The sequence below is a fragment of the Sinorhizobium americanum genome, assembly GCF_001651855.1.
Lineage (GTDB): Bacteria > Pseudomonadota > Alphaproteobacteria > Rhizobiales > Rhizobiaceae > Sinorhizobium > Sinorhizobium americanum.
Map to the genome: position 1 here is coordinate 76,638 of NZ_LNQC01000077.1, position 20,879 is coordinate 97,516.

The following is a 20,879-nucleotide window of genomic DNA, read 5'->3' on the forward strand; positions in this document are numbered from 1 at the left end:
CCTTTTTACTGTTTTTCCGGCGAGGTGGCCTTCTCGAAAAAGCGTCGCGTCGCCTCGTCCGCTGGAAAGAAGGATTCGATCAGCACGCCCTCCACCAGTGCATCCTGGGTCGAACCGAAGGTCGACAGCGTCGTGATGAAGCGGAGTTGCGTATCACCGACACGCAGTTCGATCGGCAGCACCGGCAAACGATCCGTAACAGGATAGCTGTCGAGCGCCTTGATGACCGCCGGATCGGCAGTGAGCCGGTCGAGCCGGCGCTGCAGCGGACTGCGCGGCCCCTGCAGCCAGGCCTCCGTCCGAACCCGCTGGACAAGATCGGCGGCTGCAGCCTCCCAATTCACGACGAGGCTACGGACGCTCTCGGCTCCCAGGAAAGCATCGAGGAAATTCTCGCCCGGCCTGAACGGCACGTCGGCCGCCTCGGCAAGCGCTGCAAAGGCCGGATTGGCCAAGAGCACGCTGTACTGGTGATCGAGGACAAGGCCCGGATACGGGTCGTGCCGGTCCAGCATCAAACGGATCGCGTCGGCGATGGCGGCCGGCATGGCGTCGAGGCCGGCGGCCGGGCGCGTCGCCATGCGCGGCCGATAGCCGGCCGCGGAAAAGAGCGAGCCCTGGTCGCGCGCCGGGATATCGAGCACCGAGGCGAGCCGCAGGATCATCCCCTCGGTCGGCCGCGAACGCCCGGTTTCGAGAAAAGAAAGGTGCCGGGTGGAAATGCCCGCCGCGGTCGCCAGGTCAAGCTGACTCATGCGGCGATGGCCGCGCCATTCCTTCAGGTGACTGCCGAATGCCATGAATGTCTTCCTTCGTTGCGCGGCAAGAGTGGCCCGAACGCGGCGTGAAATCCATTACCTCCGAGGTAATTGGTTTGGTGCTCGCAACGGGCCAGCATCGCTCCATCGACAACCGAAGGAGACCGACATGCTCGCCCTTTCCCACCGCTCGCTTCTCAACAAGACGTTCATCGCCGACGGCATCTTCTCGCTCGTCGTCGGCACGATCCTGATCGCCGACGCCGGGCCGCTGGCGGCGCTGGTCGGCCCCGCCCTTTCGCCAACAGCCATCGTCGCGCTGGGCATGGGTCTGCTGCTCTGGGGCGCCTTTCACGTGATCTCGGCGCGAAACGGCGGCCCGACTGCTCTGGCGGCCCGAATCAGCATCGCTGGCGACATTCTCTGGGAGATCGCCAGCCTCGTCATCCTCGCCCTTGCCTACGCGTCGCTGACGGCGACCGGCATCGGGCTGATCATCGTGGCGATGATCGGCGTCGCCGACTTTCTTTTCCTGAAGCTGAGGGGTGCCTTCCAGGCGGGCATGCGGCAGGCCGCTTAGGTCAGAGAAATGCGACGGCCAGCCGTTTTGGCGGGCCGTCTTTGAATCGGCCTCAGACTGCCTCCCAGCCGGCCTTCTCGCTGGCGCGATAGATCGCGTCGATGAACTTCTGATTGAGGCGCGAACTCTCCAGCGTCACCACCTCTTCCGCCTCACCCTTCGCCGCACGCGCGAAGGCTTCCGCCTCGAGCTTGTACTGGCGCGCATCCTGGAAGCGGAAAAGCTGCGACTGGGCGTGGTTCTGGTTGGTGAGTTCCACTTCCTCACGGCCGTAGCGATCCGCATTGAACGGCGATTTCACCTCTATGTAGCCCTGGTCGCCGTGGAAGACCATGACCTGACGGGCGGCGAGCTGCGTGGAGATGTAGAAGCTCAGCTCGAAATCACCGAAGTCGGCGCGCACGCTCGAATAGATGTCGGTGCCGAATTCCGGATCCCGGTCGGTATTGGCCTGGACACGCAGCGGCTCCTTGCCGGTGGTGAAGCGGGTGGTGATCGCCGGGTAGACGCCGATGTCAGGCAGGCCGCCGCCGCCGAGCGCCGGAACGTTGCGCATGTTGCCGGGGTCGCGATTGTAATAGGTGAAGGCACCCTGGACGTGCCGGAGCTTGCCGATCGCTCCGTCGGCAATGAGCGAGCGCACCTTCCGCCAGACGGGGCTGTAGGTGACCATATAGGCCTCAGAAACCAGCACCCTGTTGCGGTCGCGCGCCGCGATCACCGCCTCGATCTCCTCGGCCTTGAGCGCCAGCGGCTTTTCGCAAAGCACGTGCTTGCCGGCATCGGCCGCCTTGATCGCCCACTCGACGTGCTGCGAAGTCGGGAGCGGAATATAGACGGCGTCGATCACGTCGGAGGCAAGCATCTCCTCATAGGAACCGAAGGCATGCGGCACCGAGAAGCGGTCGGCCATCGCCCGTGCCTTCGCCTGGTCGCGGCTGGCGATTGCCGTGACCACGCAATTCTCGGCATCCTGAATGGCGGGCACCACGAGTTCGCGGCCGATCCTGGCCGTCGACAGAATTCCGAAGCGCAACATGGGGCAGTCTCCTTTTCGAGCGGAACGTGAGTGAGGCTCTTGACGAGCCCGCATCCTGATCGATTGCTGTAGGTCAGAGCGGGACGCGGGCGGAAAACGGCTCGCACCTTTAGTGAGGACCGATCGCGGTGCGATTCCAAATCGCGCGATCAGGCGAACCGACACTATCGCCGAGGTACGTGCCTAGCAAGCGGGGCGCGGACCGGAAAATCGGTGACTGCAGGTGTCATTGGGCCGGAAGCTGGCCTATGTTTCCCGGCAATCCTCCCGATCGCAGCTCGTTTTAATCCAACCACACGGAGCGAAACCATGGAAATGCGCAGACTTGGCCGTACGGGTCTTTCCATTGCCCCCCTCGTCTTCGGCGGCAACGTTTTCGGCTGGACGGCGGACGAGAAAACCTCCTTCGCCCTCCTAGATGCCTTTTTCGATGGAGGCTTCAATGCCGTCGATACGGCGGACGTCTATTCCTCCTGGGTACCCGGAAACCGGGGCGGCGAATCCGAGACGATCATCGGCAAGTGGTTGAAGCAGTCCGGACGCCCGCGCGACCGGGCCGTCATCGTCACCAAGGTCGGCTCCGACCTCGGACCCGAACGCAAGGGACTCTCGCGCCGCTGGATCCTGCAGGCGGTCGAAGAGTCGCTGAAGCGCCTGCAGACCGACCATATCGACCTTTACTTGTCGCACTGGCCCGATCCGGAGGTCCCCTATGAGGAGACGCTCGCCGCCTATGACACGCTCCTCGCCCAGGGCAAGGTGCGGGCGATCGGCGCCTCGAACCTCGATGCGGGGCAACTCGGCGACACCCTCGCCGTCGCGAAGGCGAAAAACCTGCCGCGTTATGACGTTCTGCAGCCGGAATACAATCTCTACGACCGCGCCGCCTATGACGGGCCGCTGCGCGACCTCTGCATCGCCGAGGAGATCGGCGTCATCACCTATTTCAGCCTCGCCCGGGGCTTTCTTTCCGGCAAGTACCGCTCGCACCAGGATCTTGAAGGCTCGGCGCGGGGCGGCGGCGTCGAAAAATATCTGGACGGGCGCGGCATGCGCATTCTCGGCGTACTCGACGAGATCGCCGAGGAGACCGGCGCGAAACAGGCGGAGATCGCCCTTGCCTGGATCATCGCCCGCGACGGCATCACCGCGCCGATCGCCAGCGGCACGAATCTCGATCAGCTGGCAAGCCTCCTGAAATCGGCGGAACTCAAGCTCTCGGAAGAGGCGATCCAGCGGCTGAACGATGTGAGCGGATAGCACATCACGCAAGAATGGCCCCTCCCCAACCCCTCCCCACAGGTGGGAGGGGCTTGCACACGTCGCTCCGTTAGATGACATACCTAACCATCCGAACTCGAGAGACCGGTGAGATATGCACTTGGTGGGCGCGGCAGGTTAAGCCCCTCCCACCTGTGGGGAGGGGCTTTCGTTACTATGCCCTTACGAGCGCCGGGAACCCCGGATAAAGATCCCCGTGGCTGCCTTCATGGTTGGCCATGCCGGGCTTCGTCAGGAGGCCGCGCGGCTCGGCAAAGCTGCGGATTCTCCGTTGCGGCCGCTCATGCCATTGGATGTTGAAGGCCCAAAGCTTCGGGAAGAAGCAGAGCGAAGCATAGGGGAGGTGGTCGTGGATCCACCAGGCCAGACTCTGCCAACCGCCCTCGCCGCGCTCCCGGTCCCAGACCCGGGGAATGACAATGCAGGCGGTCGCCCCCATGCAGCCGTCTGCGTCGCGCATGTCCCAGATATGGTCGGCCGCCGTCGCCGCATTGGTCGAGCAGTTGAGCTTGTTCCTGTTGCCGAAGTCGTTGACGGCGCGGTTGCGATAGGCGGAGCGGATGTGAAGCCGCCCGAACGTCGCCTGCAGAGGCTCGATAAGTTCCTCGCAGAGCTTGCGACCCGCCGCGATGGCAAGCTCCGGATCGTCCGGGATGTTCGGGATCCGGTAGAAATCGGCGATCTCCGAATGCAGGAAGTCGCGCAGGAAGAAGTTTTTGGACAGGCGCACGCGGCCGAGATCCTCCAGCGACTTCATCGACCCCGGCTTCCTCATGCTTTCTTCCCTCCGCCTGTTCCTCATGTCCTGCTGATCGAAACGCCGCCATCGACCAGCAATGCGGCGCCGGTGACGAAGCTAGCACCGTCGGAAGCGAGGTAAAGCGCGGCCTCGGCGATTTCCGCCGGTCGCGCCATGCGCTTCAGCGCATGCAGACCTTCGACGAAGCCGCGCGTCTCGGGCGGAGCACCCGGCAGGTTCGCGGCATTGGACGGCGTGTCGGTGCCGCCCGGCAGCAGTGCATTGACCCGCACGCCGCGCGCTCCGAACTCGACCGCCAAGGACTGCACTAGGCCGATCAACCCCGCCTTGCTGGCAGCGTAGGCGGCCATCCCCGGGAAGCCTGCCGTGTGACCGACGAAGCTCGACGTGAAGACAAGCGAGCCGCCGCCACGCGCAATCATGGCCGGAGCCTGGTGCTTGGCGGCGAGAAAGGCGCTGGTCAGGTTGGTGTCGAGCGTTTCGCGCCATCCCTCGACGGAGAGCGAGGAGACCTCGCCCATGGCGCCCAACGCGCCGGCATTGTTGAAGGCGACGTCCAATCCGCCGAAGCGGCAAAGCGCCAGATCGACGAGCGCCTCGTTCAAGCCTTCGTCGCGCAGGTCGCCGGCAAGCATTGCCGCTTCGCCCCCCTCTTGCGCGATCTCCTCCACAAGCTGCTCAAGAGCCTCGGCACGCCTTGCGGCGATCACCACCTTTGCGCCTTCCCGCGCAAAGAGAGAGGCTGCCGCACGGCCTATTCCCGAACTCGCACCCGTCACGATCGCCACCTTTCCTGCAAGTCTCAGCATTTCATCTTCCTCACCATTGTTATCGACGCATGGAAGATTCCAGCTGGCGGCGGTCGCGGCCACCCGATTTCAGCGCAGCGGAAGCGGCCGCGCTCATTGGAGATCGACGGGAGACAAGGGCGTCCACGCATTTTCCCCGAAGAAAGGAACAAATGCCTCTGTCTGATGTTGATTGGGCGTCACAGCCAAGCTCCCCACCGGACAAGGAAGGAATTCGACAATGCCCAAGGAAAAGACAATGGACGATCTGTTCTACGACGCGCTCAAGGACATCTACTATGCCGAGCGCAAGATCCTGAAGGCTCTGCCGAAGATGGCGCGTGCCGCGCAAGCACAGGAGCTCAAGGCAGCCTTCGAAAAGCACCGCGAACAGACGGAAACCCATGTCGAGCGGCTGCAGCAGGTCTTTGAGTTGATCGGCAAGCGCGCGACAGGCAAAACCTGCGAAGCGATCGAAGGTATCATTGCAGAGGGCGAGGAAATCATGGACGAGTTCAAGGGCACGCAGGCACTTGATGCCGGCCTGATCTCCGCCGCGCAATCCGTCGAGCACTACGAGATCGCTCGCTACGGCACCCTGAAGACATGGGCACAGACCATCGGCCTCAAGGATGCGGTCCCGCTTCTCGACGCAACGCTGAAGGAAGAAGTCGTCACCGACCAGGATCTGACGAAGCTTGCGACGGCGAAAGCGAACAGGAAGGCCGCCTGACTTTCGTCCGGCGACCGGCGAAGAAGCCGGTCGCCGGGCAATGAAGTCAATGAACGCTTTGAGGGCCGGGAATCCCCGCTCCCTTGCCGCATTTCCCCTCTGCCACCCAACCGCTGACACACGGTCTCTCGGAGACGGGCTATCGCAATTCCGTTGCGGCACACTAACTATGATATGTCCGCCTCGATGATGGCTGGAGCGGCATCGGAGGCGGGAGTATCGCTCACGCAGAATGCGTCGTGTCTTGGCCGCTTCGGGAATGGAGGAATCAGGCATGTCCGATGAGCAGGCCATCAGCGCGGTCATCCATCTCTATGTCGACGGCATGGCTTTCGCCAATGAGGCGGCGCTGCGCAAAGCCTTTCACCCGAGCGCCTCGATCGTCGGCAACTACGAAGACTCGGTCGAATGGCTCACACGCGATGCCTTCATCGCCGCCGTCTCCAAGGAAGGCTCTGCCCCGCCGGAAACGCAGCCCGTGATGGAGGTGGAACTGATCCATATCACCGGCGATGCGGCGAGCGTGAAGGTCATCGATGAATTCGGCGGCTCGCGCTATACGGACTACCTGTCGCTGCTGAAGGTCGACGGCCGCTGGCTGATCGTCAACAAAGTCTGGCATCGCCACGCTTAACCCGGCAATCCCTTCGGAACAGGTATCATGCCGCAACGGACATCGGGCAAGGTCGTCGCCATCCACCATGTGCAACTCGCCATGCCGGAAGGCGGCGAAGCGGAGGCGCGCCGCTTCTATGCCGGCCTGCTCGCAATTCCCGAGGTGGCCAAACCGCCCAACCTCGCGGCGCGCGGCGGCTGCTGGTTCGAGGAGGCCGGCCTCAGGATTCATATCGGCATCGAGAAGGATTTCCTGCCCGCACGCAAGGCGCATCCCGCCTTCATGGTCGACGAGCTTTTCGTGCTGATCGCGCGGCTGCAGGCGGCCGGCTTTGACGTCGTAGAAGACGAGCCGCTCGCTGGTTTCGTCCGCCGCTATGTCAGCGATCCCTTCGGCAATAGGATCGAGCTGATGCAGCCGATCGGTTAATGCTCGCGGAACGGTAGGGGCGAGATCACCCTCCCCACAAGGGGCGCCGATGCGGGGAGAGGGACTGTGGGAGCGCCGGGAGTCTCCTTCGCCCCGCCTGCGGGAGAATGTGGCCGGCAGGCCGGATGAGGGGGCTAACTCAGAGCGTCAGGCACGCAGCACGCCGCCCGTGCTCTTGGCGACGTTGGCGACGATGCGCGAGGTCAGCGCCTCGAAATCCTCGTCGGTGAGCGTGCGCTCGACCGGCTGGATCGTCACCTCGATGGCCACCGACTTCTTGCCCTCGCCAAGCGAAGCGCCCTCGAAGACGTCGAAGACGTTGACAGCTGTCACCAACTTGCGGTCGGCGCCGGATGCCGCCCGCGCGATTGCAGCGGCCTCCACCGCCTTGTCGACGACGAAGGCGAAGTCGCGCTTGACCGCCTGGAAGGGCGAGAGCTCGAGCGCCGGCTTGGTCCGCGTCGCCTTCTTCTTCGGCTCCGGCATGGCGTCGACATAGATCTCGAAACCGGCGATCGGGCCGGAGACGTCGAGGGCGTCGAGCGTCTTCGGATGGAATTCGCCGAAGGCGCCGAGCACGATCTTCGGGCCGAGCTTGATCGTGCCGGAACGGCCCGGATGATACCAGGCAGGGCCGCCGGCCTCGAACTGGACATTACCCATCGGCACGCCGCAGGCCTCGAGCACGGCGATCGCATCGGCCTTGGCGTCGAAGACGTCGACCGGCTTGCCGCCGCCCTTGGCGGCATTCGACCAGAGCCGGCCGGCGCCGTTGAGCGACGCGGTGCCACGGCGGACGCCACCGGTGACGCGGCGCTGCGCCTCGGGCGTGTCGCCCTCATAGGTGCCCGAGACCTCGAAGATTGCCACGTCGCCATAGCCCTTGTCGGCATTGCGCTGCGCCGCGGTCAGAAGACCCGGCAGCAACGACGGCCGCATGTCGGACATGTCGGCGGCGATCGGATTGGCGAGCTTCAGCGCCGGCTGACCGCCGCCGAAAAGCTTCGCCTGCTCCTCCGAGATGAACGACCAGGTGACGGCTTCGAGCATGCCGCGGCTTGCAAGCGCACGTCTCGCCTGGCGCGTGCGGATCTGCAGCGTCGTCAGGATCTTGCCGTTGACGGCGTTGTGGCTCGGCAAGGCCGCGGCGACGATATTGTCGACGCCATGGATGCGCATCACTTCCTCGACGAGGTCCGCCTTGCCGTCGACGTCCGGCCGCCAGGAGGGCACGGTGACGCGGAAGCGCTCGCCGGAGCCCTCGACTCCGAAGCCGAGTTTTTGCAGGATCGAAACGCTCTCCTCGGGGGAAACTTCGAGGCCGGTCAGGCGCTTCACTTCCGAGACCGGGAAATCGACGGCCTTGGCCGTGTGGCCCTCATAGCCGACGACATTGAGCTTCGCCGCCGTGCCGCCGCAGAGCTCCAGCACCAGTTCCGTCGCCCGTTCGATGCCCGGCACCATGTATTCCGGATCGACGCCGCGCTCGAAGCGGTAGCGCGCATCGGTAATGATGCCGAGGGTGCGGCCGGTCTTGGCGATGTTCATCGGGTCCCAGAGCGCCGATTCGATCAGCACGTCGGTGGTCGCCTCGTCGCAGCCGGAATACTCGCCGCCCATGACGCCGCCGATCGACTCGACGCTTTCCTCGTCGGCGATCACCACATTGGCCGGCGACAGCGTGTACTCACGCGTATCGAGCGCCAGCACCTTCTCGCCTTCTTTGGCGCGGCGGACCGTCAGATTGCCGGTAACCTTGGCCGCATCGAAGACATGCAGCGGCCGGCCCTGGTCGAAGGTCAGATAATTGGTGATGTCGACGAGCGCGTTGATCGGCCGAAGCCCGATCGCCGTCAGCCGCTGGCGCATCCACGCCGGGCTCGGGCCGTTCTTGACGCCGCGCACCAGACGGAGCGCGAAGCCCGGGCAGAGGTGCCTGTCTTCGCCGAGTTCGAGCCGGACCTTGATCGCTGTGACGCCTTCGACCGGGAAGGACGGCGCGGGACGCGACTTCAAGGTTCCAAGGCCGGAGGCGGCGAGGTCGCGGGCAATGCCGTGGACGCTGGTGCAATCCGGCCGGTTCGGCGTCAGGTTGATCTCGATGACCGGATCGTCGAGGCCCGCATAGGCCGCGTAGCTCGTGCCCAGAGGGGCATCCTCAGGCAGGTCGATGATGCCGGTGTGGTCGTCGGAAATCTCCAATTCCTTTTCCGAGCACATCATGCCGCGGCTTTCGACGCCGCGGATATTGCCGACCGAGAGCGTCATATCGATGCCGGGCACGTAGGTGCCGGGGGCGGCAAAGGCGCCGACGAGGCCGGTGCGCGCATTGGGGGCGCCGCAGACGACCTGCACCGGCTCGCCGGTGCCGGTGTCGACCATCAGAACCTTGAGCTTGTCGGCGTTCGGGTGCTGCTCGGCGGCGATCACCTTGGCGATGACGAAGGGCTTGAAGGCGGCCTTGTCGTCGACGTCTTCGACTTCGAGCCCGATCATCGTCAGGCGCGCGCAGATTTCCTCGAGCGAGGCGTCGGTTTCCAGATGGTCCTTCAGCCAGGAAAGCGTGAACTTCATAATTTCACCTGTGTCCTAAAATTCTTGCGCGAGCGATCAGGCCGAAAGGCCGCCGAAAAGCGTCGGCATGTCGAGCGGGCGGAAGCCGTAATGGGTCATCCAGCGGACATCGGCGTTGAAGAAGTCGCGCAGGTCCGGCATGCCGTATTTCAGCATGGCGATACGGTCGAGGCCCATACCCCAGGCAAAACCCTGATACTCGTCCGGATCGAGGCCGCCGGCGCGCAGCACGTTCGGGTGCACCATGCCGCAGCCGAGGATCTCCATCCAGTCCTTGCCTTCGCCGAACTTGACGATCGGGCCGGAGCGGTCGCACTGGATATCGACCTCGAAGGACGGCTCGGTGAAGGGGAAGAAGGACGGCCGGAAGCGCATCGTCACCTGATCGACCTCGAAGAACGCCTTGCAGAATTCCTCCAGCACCCAGCGCATGTTGGCGACGTTTGCCGCCTTGTCGATCACCAAGCCTTCGACCTGATGGAACATCGGCGAATGGGTGGCGTCGGAATCCTGGCGATAGGTCTTGCCCGGAATGATGATGCGGATCGGCGGCTGTTGCGCCTCCATCGTGCGGATCTGCACCGGCGAGGTGTGCGTGCGCAGCACCTTGCGCTCGCCCTTCTCGTCCGGCTCGAAGAAGAACGTGTCGTGCATCTCGCGGGCCGGGTGACCTTCTGGGAAGTTCAGCGCCGTGAAATTGTAATAGTCCGTCTCGATGTCTGGCCCTTCGGCAATCGAGAAGCCCATGTCGCCGAAGATCGCGGTGATCTCGTCGACGATCTGGCTGATCGGGTGGATGCGGCCGCGCTCGGCCGGCGAGGAGCGAACCGGCAGGCTGATATCGACGGTCTCGCGCGCCAGCCGCTCGGCGATCGCCGCGTCCTTGAGGGCGAGCTTCCGCGCCGAAATCGCCTCGGTGACGACATTCTTCAGCGCATTGATGCGGGAGCCGCGGGTCTGGCGCTCTTCCGGGCTCATCGTGCCGAGCGTCTTCAGAAGCTCCGAGATCGAGCCCTTCTTGCCGAGCGCACCGACGCGCAACGCCTCGATCGCCCCCTCGTCGGCGGCGGCATCGATTTCCGCCAGCAATGTCCGTTCCAATGTTTCCAGTTCGCTCATTCTGTCCTGCCTCGATGCGGGAATGGTTCGGTATATCGGTTCAACACTGCAGCGATGTGATCGCCGGCGATCGAGCCGAACAAGAAAAACCCGCGCCAGCCCTGCCAGCGCGGGTTTCCCAACAATTTCAGAAACGGTCTTGGGAAAACGCTGGCTTAACGGACAGCGCTTTCAAACTCGTTTGCAGTGCCGGCTTCCTTGAGATAGGCGAGCGCCTTCTTGGCGGCTTCGACGAGCGCCGTGAATGCAGCCGTCTCATGGATCGCCATGTCGGAGAGAACCTTGCGGTCGATCTCGATACCAGCCTTGTTCAGGCCGTCGATGAAGCGGCCATAGGTCAGGCCGTGCTCGCGGACGGCAGCGTTGATGCGCTGGATCCAGAGGGCGCGGAAATTGCGCTTGTTAACCTTGCGGTCGCGATAGGCGTACTGCTTGGAACGGTCGACCGCTGCCTTGGCGGCGCGGATCGTGTTCTTGCGGCGGCCGTAGAAACCCTTGGCGGCCTTCAGTGTCTTCTTGTGCTTGGCGTGGGCGGTGACGCCGCGTTTTACACGTGCCATGTCATGATCTCCTTAACGTGTCCAATATGCCTGAAGTCTCAGAGACCGTTCGGCAGGTAGTTCTTGACGACCTTCTTGCCATCAGGCTCGGCGAGAACCATGGTCCCGCGCGCGTCGCGAATGAACTTGTTGGTACGCTTGATCATGCCGTGGCGCTTGCCGGCAGCGGCAGCGCGCACCTTGCCGGTAGCGGTTACCTTGAACCGCTTCTTGGCAGACGACTTCGTCTTCATCTTGGGCATTTTGCTACTCCATTGTTCTTGATATCTGAAACCGGCTGACGAGGCTGGTTTCCAGCGTTAAGAACGGCCACGGCATGCCCTGCCGGACCGTTCGGACCGGGGGCTTGTAGCCGAAGTCCTGCAAAAGCGCAAGCCGCGCGTCGATCCTACGCCCACGACGTCAGACAGGATCGCGCAACGGACGCCGCACGACCCTGACAGGAAAGGTCAGCCGCGCTCTCAGCCCTCCGAGATCAGATTGATCGATGGTCAAGGAGGCGCCGTAGGCGTCGGCGATATCCGCACTGATCGCCAGACCTAGCCCGGCGCCCTCCGGCTCTCGTTCGTCGGTGCTGTCGATCCGCGCGCCGCGTTTGAGGATCGCGTCGCGGTCCTGCTCGGCAATGCCGGGCCCGTCATCCTCGATCACGATGGTAATCGCGTCGTTCACCCGGCGTGCCGAGAAGCGGATGAATGAACGGGCCCATTTGGCGGCATTGTCGAGGAGATTGCCGAGGCACTCGGCGAGGTCGGCCGGGTCGACGTCAAGGGAAAGCGAGCTGTCGATCGAGACCTCCCAGGCGACATCCCGCTCGGCGGTGACGGGACGAAGGACGCTAACGAGCTTGCCACCAAGGCCCATAACCGACGTCGTCGCCATCCGCTCGACGCCCATGCGCGCGGCCTGCAATTGCCGGTCGGCCCGCTGGCGGGCCAGTTCCACCTGTCTGAGCGCCAGCGCGCGGTCCTCCGCCGGAAGTCGATCGGCAAGCTGCGCCAGCACCGTCAGCGGCGTCTTGAGGCCATGGGCGAGATCGCTTGCACGGGCACGCGCGCGCTCGACCGCCACCTCGCGTTCCTTGAGCAGAAGGTTGATTTCGCTGACCAGCGGCTGCACCTCGCTCGGCCCGGAGGTTCCGAAATCCCGTTCGCGGCCGGCGCGCACTGCAGCCGCCCGCTCGCTCAGGCGGCGGAGCGGTACAAGGCCTATGGCATTCTGGAAAAAGGCGGCGGCGGCCAGAACCCCGGCGGTCGCAAGCAGCATCAGCTGCAGCGGCGCCTGGAAATCATTGAGCGCTTCGTCCAGTTCCCGCTGCGGGAATGCCGCTGACGCGACGAAGCGCACCGGCCGGGGTTCTTCGCCGAGCGACAGCGTTTGGCTGTGCACCAGCATCGGACGCCCGTCCGGGCCTTCACTGGTGGTAAAGCCCTCATAGTGTGAGTTGGGCGGCGCGTCGGAATCGATCGACACGTCCCAAAGCGAGCGCGACCGCAAGCTATTGCTGCCGTCGACGGGTGAGATCTGCCAATAGCGGCCGCCGTTCGGCAGGTCGAAGCGCGGATCGGCCGGCTCGCCGGTGAGCATCAGCCTGCCTTCGCGCAAGACGAGTTCGGCGGCGAGCGTGTCGACCGTCGTCATCATCTCGCTGCGGTAGCGGCCGACCACGTGGTCGGTGAACAGCCGCGTCAGGGAAAACCATGCAACGAGCAGAACGAGGCCGATCGCGATCACCGCTCCGACCGCCAGGCGCAGCCGCAGCGAGCGCATCACGCAGGGGCGTCCGGCAGGAGATAGCCGAAGCCGCGCCGCGTCTCGATGGCGCCGCTTTCGGTCTTGCGGCGCAGACGGGCGATCATCGCCTCGACCGCGTTCTTGGCCGAATCGTCGTCGCGTCCCTGGACATGGCTTGCCAGTTCGAGCGAGGTCAGCACTTCGCCCTTGCGTTCGATGAAGTAGGCGACCATGCGGAATTCGAGCGGGCTGAGTTCGAGCGCCTCTCCGTCGAACGTCACCCGGCGGGTCGACTCGTCGAGCGTAAAACGGCCCGCCGATTTGGTGATCTGGAAACGCGGGCCGGCGCGCCGCAGAAGCGCCCTCAGCCGCGCCAGCAGTTCCTCGGCCCGAAACGGCTTGGGAATATAGTCGTCGGCGCCGGCCTCGAAACCGTCGACGCGCTCCATCCAGGATCCGCGGGCGGTCAGGACCACGACGGGCGTTTCCACGCCGTCGTGGCGCCACCGCTTGAGGATCGACAATCCGTCGAGACCGGGCAGACCGAGGTCGAGGATGATGGCGGCATAGCCGCCGTCTTCACCGCGCTCCCAGATGTCGGGACCGTGCGCCAGCGTATCGACCGCGTAGCCTTCGGCCTCGAGCTTGCCGCGGACATGGCCCGCGATATTGGGATCGTCTTCTGCCAGAAGTATGCGCATGTCTGCCTCAGAAATTCACGAATCTGCCGGTGCGCGCATCGATCCCGAGATCGCGGATGACGCCTGTGCCATCGCGCGTCCTCAGCCGGTAGACGTCGCTGCCCATGTATCGTACCAGCTCGACCGCGATGACCATGCCGTAGAGATCGCGATCGACCAGGGCGAGCAGCTTGCTGAGCGGGAGGATCTCTCCCTTGGCGACGGCGTCGCGCGCATCCTCCTGGCTTCTGGTTTCCCGGGTCCTGTCGATCTCCGGGGCCGCCGTGCTGCGGTCGCCTCGGGTGCCGGTATCGCCGGTGCCGCCGGTGTCCGAGGTGTCGCGGCTGTCCTTTCCGTCCTCGGCCAAAGCGGCACCGCTCGCGGACAACGGCACGACACAGGAAGCGACCGACCAGCAAACAAATGCGGCCAGACTCCGGCGCATGAGCGAAGCGGGACGAGGCGGCGCAGCGCGCTCCAGGCAGATATGGTGTCTCATTATCCCCTCAACACAGGTCGCCGCAGCATCCGCCAGAAAAGTGACGGAAACAGGGGTGGAACTTCGATTTTCTTGCTGAAACGGGCGTGCCCCTTGCAGCAGGATGATGCAAGAGGCACGAATTTGATAAGTCTGCGGCGATGGCGTCAGCCACCGCCGCAGTTCAGGGCTCAGCCCGGAATCGGATCAGTTCGCCGTCGGCGTTCCGCCACCGTCTTGTCCACCGCCGGTACCAGTATCCTGTCCGCCACCGGAACCGCTTTCGCCGCCGGTGCCGCCACCTTCGCCGCCGGTGCCGCCGCCTTCGCCGCCGCTGCCGCCACCTTCGCCGCCGCTGCCGCCGCCTTCGCCGCCGCTGCCGCCGCTGCCGCCACCTTCGCCGCCGCTGCCGCCGCCTTCGCCGCCGCTGCCGCCGCCTTCGCCGCCGGTGCCGCCACCTTCGCCGCCAGTGCCGCCGCCTTCGCCGNTTCGCCGCCAGTGCCGCCGCCTTCACCGCCGGTGCCGCCGCCTTCACCGCCGGTGCCGCCGCCAGTGTCTTGTCCACCGCCCGTACCGGTATCCTGTCCACCGCCCGTGCCGGTGTCCTGTCCGCCGCCGGATCCACCTTCGCCACCTGTAGTGGGGCTGCTCGTGTCGAAGCCGCCGTTAGGTCCGGCTTCGAAGCTGCTGGCCGCGCCGGTATCCGCAAGAGCCATCGTCACGGGTCCTCCAACGACGCCGATCAAGCTCACTGTGGAAACGAGCAGCACTTTTTTGAATGCGCTGTGCATATCTATACCCTTCCTTGTTTTGGAACGGGCAGAGACTGGCATCCGACAACTGACAGGCGGCTGAGCGCGGCTGTCAGCATTCTGTCAGGCCCGCCAACGATGCGCCAGAACGCGAAAAGCCGCCTCACGGCGGCTTTTTGCATGGGATTGGTTTCGCGTGCGGTCGACGCTTTCGTGCTTACTTCGGCGCGAGTACCATCATCATCTGGCGGCCTTCGAGCTTCGGCTCGGCTTCGACCTTGGCGATCGCCTGCGTATCGTCCTTGACCTGCAGCAGAAGCTTCATGCCGAGCTCCTGGTGGGCCATTTCGCGGCCGCGGAACTTCAGCGTCACCTTGACCTTGTCGCCCTCTTCGAAGAAGCGGTTCATCGCCTTCATCTTCACCTCGTAATCATGGGTGTCGATGTTCGGGCGCATCTTGATTTCCTTGATCTCGACGATCTTCTGCTTCTTGCGCGCCTCGGCCGCCTTCTTCTGGTTGGCGTATTTCAGCTTACCAAGATCGAGAATCTTGCACACCGGCGGTTCGGAATTCGGTGCGATCTCCACCAGATCAAGACCGGCCTCTTCCGCCATGCGGAGCGCGTGGTCGATCGGCACGTTGCCCATGTTCTGGCCTTCGGCGTCGATGAGCTGAACCCGGGGAACCCGGATTTCCTTGTTTGCGCGCGGGCCTTCCTTGACTGGGGCGTCCGCTTTGAACGGTCTGCGAATGGTCGTACTCTCCTCGAGCTGTTTTCGGTAATAGTGGTCGATCAAACGATCAGCGTCATCTCAAACTAGCGCTTGAAATAGTCACTGACGGCAATGTGTGAATTGCGGCTCCAGAGTCAATAGCATGGCTCGCAAGGAAAATCACCTCTTCGAGGCTCTGGCGAATTTGTTTTTAGCGGGATATCTGGACGAAACGGGTGCTTGCGAGGAATTAAGCGATGCCAGCCATGCCGGCCGAAACCGAAGTCACGCATGTAAAGGTGGGCGCGGAAGCCTCGGCGCGCAATATCGCCATGCGGATTTTCCGCGCCGAGCTCCCCTCGAACCGCCCGGCGCTCGTCTGGCTCGGCGGCTACCGGTCCGACATGACCGGTACGAAGGCGCTCGAAGTCGAACGCCATGCCCATGCCGTCGGAACGGACTGTGTGCGCTTCGACTATTCCGGCCATGGCGCTTCCGGCGGCGACTTCAAGGAAGGCACGATCTCGCGCTGGGTCGAGGAAAGCCTTGCAGTCGTCGATCACGCGGTCGCCGGGCGCATGATCCTGATCGGCTCCTCCATGGGCGCTTGGGTGGCACTGCGCCTCATCGAAGAGCTGCGAGCACGCGGCCACGGCGAACGCATCGCCGGCCTGGTGCTGATCGCCCCTGCCCCCGACTTCACCGCCGAGCTGATCGAGCCCAACCTGTCGCCGGCCGAACGGGCTTCGCTTGCCGAGCGCGGCTATTTCGAGGAGCCGTCGGACTATAGTCCGGAGCCCAATGTCTTCACCCGCGCCCTGATTGAGGACGGGCGGGAAAACCGCGTTCTCAGGGGGCCGATCGCGACCGGCTGCCCGGTGCATATTCTCCAGGGCATGCGCGATCCGGATGTGCCCTATACGCATGCCCTGAAGCTCATGGAGCACATGCCGGCGGACGATGTCGTCATGACCCTCATTCGCGACGGCGACCACCGGTTGTCGCGCGAGGAGGACATCGTCAAACTGAAACAGGCGATCAACGCCGTGCTCGCCAAGGCCTGAGTCGCCCGGCGGACATCCATTAACGCACCGCCCCGTTTTCGAAACATCCCGGAGAGCCCGGGATGCAAGGCTTCCGCTGCCTTATAGTGGATGATCTTAACCATAAAGGTCAATCAGACGAATCGGTAGATTGACTCAACCCCTTCGACAATATTAACTCTTTATTAACGATTAGAGCAGCGCTAGGGGAAGCCTACAAAAGCTGTCATCAACTTGAGATTGCGCGTGCACGCACGCGCTGCAGGGGATTTGTATGGCATTTTGGACCGGGGTAAAGGCAGGCGTCGCGGGATTCTGCGCATTTTTCATTTCGGCAAGCATGGCGGTTCCGGCTCAGTCGGGATCCACTCCCTGGATGCAGACCGGCTCTGCCACCTCGCAGCCGATCGGCCATTTCGAATTCTGTCAGAAGAACAGAAGTGAGTGCGGCGTCCGGTCTCGGGCGGGCGCGCCGCCGCGCGTCACGGCGAGCGGCTGGGCTGTCATCCGCCAGGTGAACGCGGCCGTCAACCGCGAGATCTCGCCGGTCACCGACCAGGAGCTTCTCGGCCGCGACGAGGTCTGGTCTTACCCGAAGGGCCGGGGCGACTGCGAGGACTTCGCGCTTGAAAAGCGCCGGCGCCTGATGCAGCGCGGCTTCGCGGCCGGCAATCTGCTGATGACCGTGGTGCGCAAGCCCGACGGCGAAGGCCATGCGGTTCTGACGGTGCGCACCGCCCAGGGAGATTTCATCCTCGACAATCTCGACAACGGCGTAAAGCTCTGGACCAACACGCCCTATCGCTTCCTGAAGCGCCAGGCTTCGAGCAATAGCGGCCGCTGGGTGACGATCGACAACAGCGCCGAGGTGCTCGTCGGTTCCGTCGGCAACTGAGCCGCCGGATTATCCGATCAAGAAAGGGCCGGTTTCGGCCCTTTTTTCATGGCGCGTCTCTTCCCAATTCCGCTGTGCCGTCGTCGGCACCGGCATCAGGCATTGCCGATGACGATGCCAGCCGCGAGCACCAGGCCGCCGCCGAGCACGACCTGGAAGGCCGCTCTCAAGAAGGTCGTTTCCATGAACCGGTTCTGGATGAAGGCAATGGCCCAGAGCTCGAAGAAGACGATCGCCACCGCGGTCACCGTCGCCGTCCAGAAATGCGGGATTAGATAGGGAAGCGCATGGCCGAGGCCGCCGAGCGCGGTCATCACACCGGAGGCGAGGCCGCGCTTGACCGGTGAGCCGCGGCCGGAAAGCTTGCCGTCGTCATGGGCGGCTTCGGTAAAACCCATGGAGATGCCGGCACCGATCGAGGCCGACAGCCCGACGAGGAAAGTCTGCCAGGTATCCTGGGTTGCAAAGGCGGCGGCGAAGATCGGCGCCAGCGTCGAGACTGAGCCGTCCATCAGCCCCGCGAGGCCGGGCTGCACATAGGTAAGAATGAACTGCCGGTGCGACGTCCGGTCTTCCTCGGCACGCACTTGCGCCGGCGCATGCCTTTCGCCGAGCCGCCTGGCGAGAGACTCATGCGCCTTCTCGGCAATCGCCAGATCCCCCAGCAGCTTGCGCATTGCCGCGTCCTGTGTGCGTGCCGCCGCCTCGAGATAGAAGCGGTGGGCAGCCTCCTCCATGGCTTCCGCCTCCGCGCGCGCCTTTTCGATCGGCATCTCGGCAATCAGCCAATCGGGCTTCCGCTCCGGAAAATCGCGCACATGCTCGCGGCGGATGAGCGGAATCCGGTTGCCGAAACGCGCCACGTGCAGGTCGATCAGGGCCTGTCGATGGCGGCTCTCCTCCTCGGCCATGTCCTCGAAGACCCTGGCGGAATGCGGATATTTTTCGCGCAACGCATCCGCATAGGCGAGGTAGATGCGTCCGTCGTCCTCTTCGGAAGATATGGCGAGGGCCAGGATTTCCTGTTCGCCCAGCGACAGAAACGGACGCTTCGAGCGGGAGAAGAGACGGGAGAACATGGACGCGGCCTTCTTTAGAATTATTCTAAAGAAATAGGCGGTACATCCTCGGGCGTCAAGCCTGTGGGCCGGGAGGCGATCGGCGTAGCGCCGCTGCCATTATCCGGCCCGCTGGCCATCATTTTCCGCAAAAGGGAAGCTCTCCCTGCCAGGATTGGAGGCCCAATTCAGGCTTGGCGCGGTCCGCCTCGCTTCATTCCGCGTCGGCGACGCGGAGCGTCTCGAGTGCCGGCATCGAGGTGATGTTGTAGCCGGAATCCACGTAGTGGATCTCGCCGGTGACGCCGCGGGAAAGATCTGAAAGCAGGTAGAGTGCCGAACTGCCGACGTCCTCGATGGTCACGGTGCGGCGCAGCGGCGAGTTCTTCTGCTGCCAGGAGAGCATGGCCCGGGCGTCCGAAATGCCGGCGCCGGCAAGCGTGCGGATCGGGCCGGCGGAGATGGCGTTGACGCGAATGCCGCGGGTCCCGTAGTCGGCTGCAAGGTAGCGTACCGAGGCTTCGAGAGCCGCCTTGGCGACCCCCATGACATTGTAGTTCGGCATCACCCGCACCGAACCGCCATAGGTGAGCGTCAGCATCGTGCCGCCATCGCTCATGAGCTCGGCGGCCCGCCTGGCGATCTCGGTGAAGGAGAAGCAGGAGATCACCATGGTGCGGCTGAAATTCTCCCGCGACGTGTCCGCGTAGAGACCTTTCAGTTCGCTCTTGTCGGAGAAACCGATGGCATGGACGATGAAGTCGAGCTTGCCCCAGCGCTCCTTGATCGCGTCGATGACGGCGTCGACCGAGGCGATGTCCTCCACGTCGCAGGGCAGCAGGAAGTCGGAATTTAGCTCCGCGGCAAGCGGCTTGACGCGCTTGCCGAGCGCCTCGCCCTGGTAGGTGAAGGCGAGTTCGGCGCCTTGGCTCGCGAGTGCCTTCGCGATCCCCCAGGCAATAGAATGGTTGTTGGCCACACCCATGATGAGGCCGCGCTTTCCGTTCATCAGTCCGTTCATCTGGTTATCCGTTGTAGCGCTGGAAGACGAGCGTCGCGTTGGTACCGCCGAAACCGAAGGAGTTCGAAAGAACCGTGTCGATCTTGGCGTTGTCGATGCGCTTGCGGACGATCGGCACGCCTTCGAATTCGGGGTCGAGCGTGTCGATATGGGCGCTTTCGCCGATGAAGCCGGCCTGCATCATCAACAGGCCGTAGATCGATTCCTGCACGCCGGCAGCACCGAGCGAATGGCCGGTCAGCGACTTTGTCGACTGGATGTGCGGCATCTTCTCGCCAAACACCTCGCGGATGGCGCCGATTTCCTTCTGGTCGCCGACCGGCGTCGAGGTTCCGTGCGTGTTGATATAGTCGACCTCGCCCTTCACGGTCGCAAGCGCCTGGCGCATGCAGCGCACCGCGCCCTCGCCGGAGGGGGCGACCATGTCGTAGCCGTCCGAGGTCGCGCCATAGCCGACGATCTCGGCATAGATCTTGGCGCCGCGCGCCTTGGCGCGCTCCAGTTCCTCGAGCACGAGGACGCCAGCGCCGCCGGCGATGACGAACCCGTCGCGGTCGACGTCATAGGCGCGCGAGGCCGAGGCCGGCGTGTCGTTGTATTTGGAGGACATGGCGCCCATGGCGTCGAAGAGGTTCGACATAGTCCAGTCGAGATCCTCGTGGCCGCCGGCGAACATCACGTCCTGCTTGCCCCACTGGATCATTTCCGCGGCATTGCCGATGCAGTGCGCCGAGGTCGAGCAGGCCGACGAGATCGAGTAGTTGACGCCGTGGATCTGGAACCAGGTGGCAAGCGTCGCAGAAGCGGTCGAGGACATCGCCTTCGGCACCGCAAAGGGGCCGATGCGCTTGGGGCTGACATTTTTGCGGGTGATTTCTGCGGCCTCGACGATGGTGCGCGTCGAGGCGCCGCCGGAACCCATGATGATGCCGGTGCGCTCGTTGGTGATGTCGGCGGCCTCGAGGCCCGCATCGGCGATCGCCTGCTTCATCGCCACGTGGTTCCAGGCGCCGGCCTGCGACAGGAAGCGCATGGCACGGCGGTCGACGAGTTCGGTGGGGTCGAGCGTCGGCTGGCCCCAGACCTGGCACTTGAAGCCATGCTCGGCGAAATCCGGGGAAAAGGTGATGCCCGATTTCGCCTCGCGCAGCGACGCGGTGACTTCGTCGGCATTGTTACCGATCGAGGAAACGATGCCGAGGCCCGTTACAACAACCCGTCTCATGGTAGATGACCTTTTGTTCGTTGGGGATCCGTGCGGGGGAA

22 protein-coding genes are annotated in these 20,879 nt (G+C 64.0%); 7 read left to right on the forward strand and 15 right to left on the reverse strand.

What is annotated here, in order from left to right:
* Positions 1-5: 5 nt before the first annotated feature.
* Positions 6-800, reverse strand: a complete 795-nt coding sequence (locus ATC00_RS26115) for a helix-turn-helix domain-containing protein (RefSeq protein ID WP_037377894.1) — start codon at positions 798-800, stop codon at positions 6-8.
* A gap of 127 nt (positions 801-927) precedes the next feature.
* On the opposite strand from ATC00_RS26115, the gene ATC00_RS26120 reads away from it, so the two are divergent.
* Positions 928-1,338, forward strand: coding sequence for a hypothetical protein (locus ATC00_RS26120; protein ID WP_037377892.1), 411 nt, complete (start codon positions 928-930; stop codon positions 1,336-1,338).
* Between the two features lie 52 nt (positions 1,339-1,390).
* Here ATC00_RS26120 and ATC00_RS26125 read toward each other — a convergent pair whose 3' ends face one another.
* Positions 1,391-2,377 carry a Gfo/Idh/MocA family protein gene (locus tag ATC00_RS26125; RefSeq protein WP_037377889.1) on the reverse strand — a complete coding sequence of 329 codons (987 nt, stop codon included), beginning with the start codon at positions 2,375-2,377 and terminating at the stop codon, positions 1,391-1,393.
* Positions 2,378-2,686: 309 nt separating this feature from the next.
* On the opposite strand from ATC00_RS26125, the gene ATC00_RS26130 reads away from it, so the two are divergent.
* Entirely contained in the window at positions 2,687-3,637 is a 951-nt protein-coding gene (locus tag ATC00_RS26130; protein WP_037377886.1) for an aldo/keto reductase, read from the forward strand.
* 175 nt (positions 3,638-3,812) lie between these two features.
* Here the strand turns inward: ATC00_RS26130 and ATC00_RS26135 are convergent, their stop codons facing one another.
* On the reverse strand, positions 3,813-4,433 hold the full coding sequence (locus tag ATC00_RS26135; protein ID WP_064255010.1) for a hypothetical protein: 621 nt from the start codon (positions 4,431-4,433) through the stop codon (positions 3,813-3,815).
* Between the two features lie 23 nt (positions 4,434-4,456).
* Positions 4,457-5,227 carry an SDR family oxidoreductase gene (locus ATC00_RS26140; RefSeq protein WP_064255114.1) on the reverse strand — a complete coding sequence of 257 codons (771 nt, stop codon included), beginning with the start codon at positions 5,225-5,227 and terminating at the stop codon, positions 4,457-4,459.
* A gap of 220 nt (positions 5,228-5,447) precedes the next feature.
* On the opposite strand from ATC00_RS26140, the gene ATC00_RS26145 reads away from it, so the two are divergent.
* From ATC00_RS26145 to ATC00_RS26155, 3 genes are all read left to right on the forward strand, one after another.
* Complete coding sequence (locus ATC00_RS26145; protein WP_037377882.1) at positions 5,448-5,939, forward strand: YciE/YciF ferroxidase family protein; 492 nt, start codon at positions 5,448-5,450, stop codon at positions 5,937-5,939.
* 274 nt (positions 5,940-6,213) lie between these two features.
* Complete coding sequence (locus tag ATC00_RS26150; protein WP_037377880.1) at positions 6,214-6,573, forward strand: nuclear transport factor 2 family protein; 360 nt, start codon at positions 6,214-6,216, stop codon at positions 6,571-6,573.
* 27 nt (positions 6,574-6,600) lie between these two features.
* Positions 6,601-6,984, forward strand: a complete 384-nt coding sequence (locus tag ATC00_RS26155) for a VOC family protein (protein WP_064255011.1) — start codon at positions 6,601-6,603, stop codon at positions 6,982-6,984.
* 147 nt (positions 6,985-7,131) lie between these two features.
* On the opposite strand, the gene pheT is transcribed toward ATC00_RS26155, so the two are convergent.
* From pheT to infC, 8 genes are all read right to left on the reverse strand, one after another.
* A complete protein-coding gene (gene pheT, locus ATC00_RS26160; RefSeq protein ID WP_064255012.1) occupies positions 7,132-9,558 on the reverse strand; it encodes a phenylalanine--tRNA ligase subunit beta in 2,427 nt (808 codons plus the stop codon).
* Positions 9,559-9,594: 36 nt separating this feature from the next.
* Positions 9,595-10,677, reverse strand: a complete 1,083-nt coding sequence (pheS, locus tag ATC00_RS26165) for a phenylalanine--tRNA ligase subunit alpha (protein WP_064255013.1) — start codon at positions 10,675-10,677, stop codon at positions 9,595-9,597.
* A gap of 155 nt (positions 10,678-10,832) precedes the next feature.
* Positions 10,833-11,237 carry a 50S ribosomal protein L20 gene (rplT, locus tag ATC00_RS26170; protein ID WP_026613580.1) on the reverse strand — a complete coding sequence of 135 codons (405 nt, stop codon included), beginning with the start codon at positions 11,235-11,237 and terminating at the stop codon, positions 10,833-10,835.
* Between the two features lie 38 nt (positions 11,238-11,275).
* Complete coding sequence (gene rpmI / locus ATC00_RS26175) at positions 11,276-11,479, reverse strand: 50S ribosomal protein L35 (RefSeq protein WP_012710090.1); 204 nt, start codon at positions 11,477-11,479, stop codon at positions 11,276-11,278.
* Between the two features lie 160 nt (positions 11,480-11,639).
* Positions 11,640-13,010 carry a sensor histidine kinase gene (locus ATC00_RS26180; RefSeq protein ID WP_064255014.1) on the reverse strand — a complete coding sequence of 457 codons (1,371 nt, stop codon included), beginning with the start codon at positions 13,008-13,010 and terminating at the stop codon, positions 11,640-11,642.
* Positions 13,007-13,672: a response regulator transcription factor gene (locus ATC00_RS26185; protein ID WP_064255015.1), complete on the reverse strand. Its 666-nt coding sequence runs from the start codon at positions 13,670-13,672 to the stop codon at positions 13,007-13,009. Before ATC00_RS26185 ends, ATC00_RS26180 begins: the two co-directional genes overlap by 4 nt.
* Positions 13,673-13,679: 7 nt before the next feature.
* The gene (locus tag ATC00_RS26190) at positions 13,680-14,018 is read right to left on the reverse strand and encodes a PepSY domain-containing protein (protein ID WP_234782424.1); all 339 of its coding nucleotides are present in this window, start codon (positions 14,016-14,018) and stop codon (positions 13,680-13,682) included.
* Between the two features lie 1,080 nt (positions 14,019-15,098).
* Positions 15,099-15,635: a translation initiation factor IF-3 gene (infC, locus tag ATC00_RS26200; protein WP_072642836.1), complete on the reverse strand. Its 537-nt coding sequence runs from the start codon at positions 15,633-15,635 to the stop codon at positions 15,099-15,101.
* Positions 15,636-15,853: 218 nt separating this feature from the next.
* Here infC and ATC00_RS26205 point away from each other — a divergent pair, with 218 nt between their 5' ends.
* A complete protein-coding gene (locus tag ATC00_RS26205) occupies positions 15,854-16,660 on the forward strand; it encodes an alpha/beta hydrolase (RefSeq protein ID WP_037377835.1) in 807 nt (268 codons plus the stop codon).
* A gap of 253 nt (positions 16,661-16,913) precedes the next feature.
* Complete coding sequence (locus tag ATC00_RS26210; protein WP_037377833.1) at positions 16,914-17,534, forward strand: transglutaminase-like cysteine peptidase; 621 nt, start codon at positions 16,914-16,916, stop codon at positions 17,532-17,534.
* 95 nt (positions 17,535-17,629) lie between these two features.
* Here ATC00_RS26210 and mbfA read toward each other — a convergent pair whose 3' ends face one another.
* The 3 genes from mbfA to fabB form a co-directional block, all read right to left on the reverse strand.
* Positions 17,630-18,613, reverse strand: a complete 984-nt coding sequence (mbfA, locus tag ATC00_RS26215; RefSeq protein WP_037377831.1) for an iron exporter MbfA — start codon at positions 18,611-18,613, stop codon at positions 17,630-17,632.
* Positions 18,614-18,806: 193 nt separating this feature from the next.
* Entirely contained in the window at positions 18,807-19,613 is an 807-nt protein-coding gene (gene fabI / locus ATC00_RS26220; protein WP_037377830.1) for an enoyl-ACP reductase FabI, read from the reverse strand.
* A gap of 4 nt (positions 19,614-19,617) precedes the next feature.
* Entirely contained in the window at positions 19,618-20,838 is a 1,221-nt protein-coding gene (fabB, locus tag ATC00_RS26225) for a beta-ketoacyl-ACP synthase I (protein WP_037377828.1), read from the reverse strand.
* Positions 20,839-20,879 lie beyond the last annotated feature (41 nt).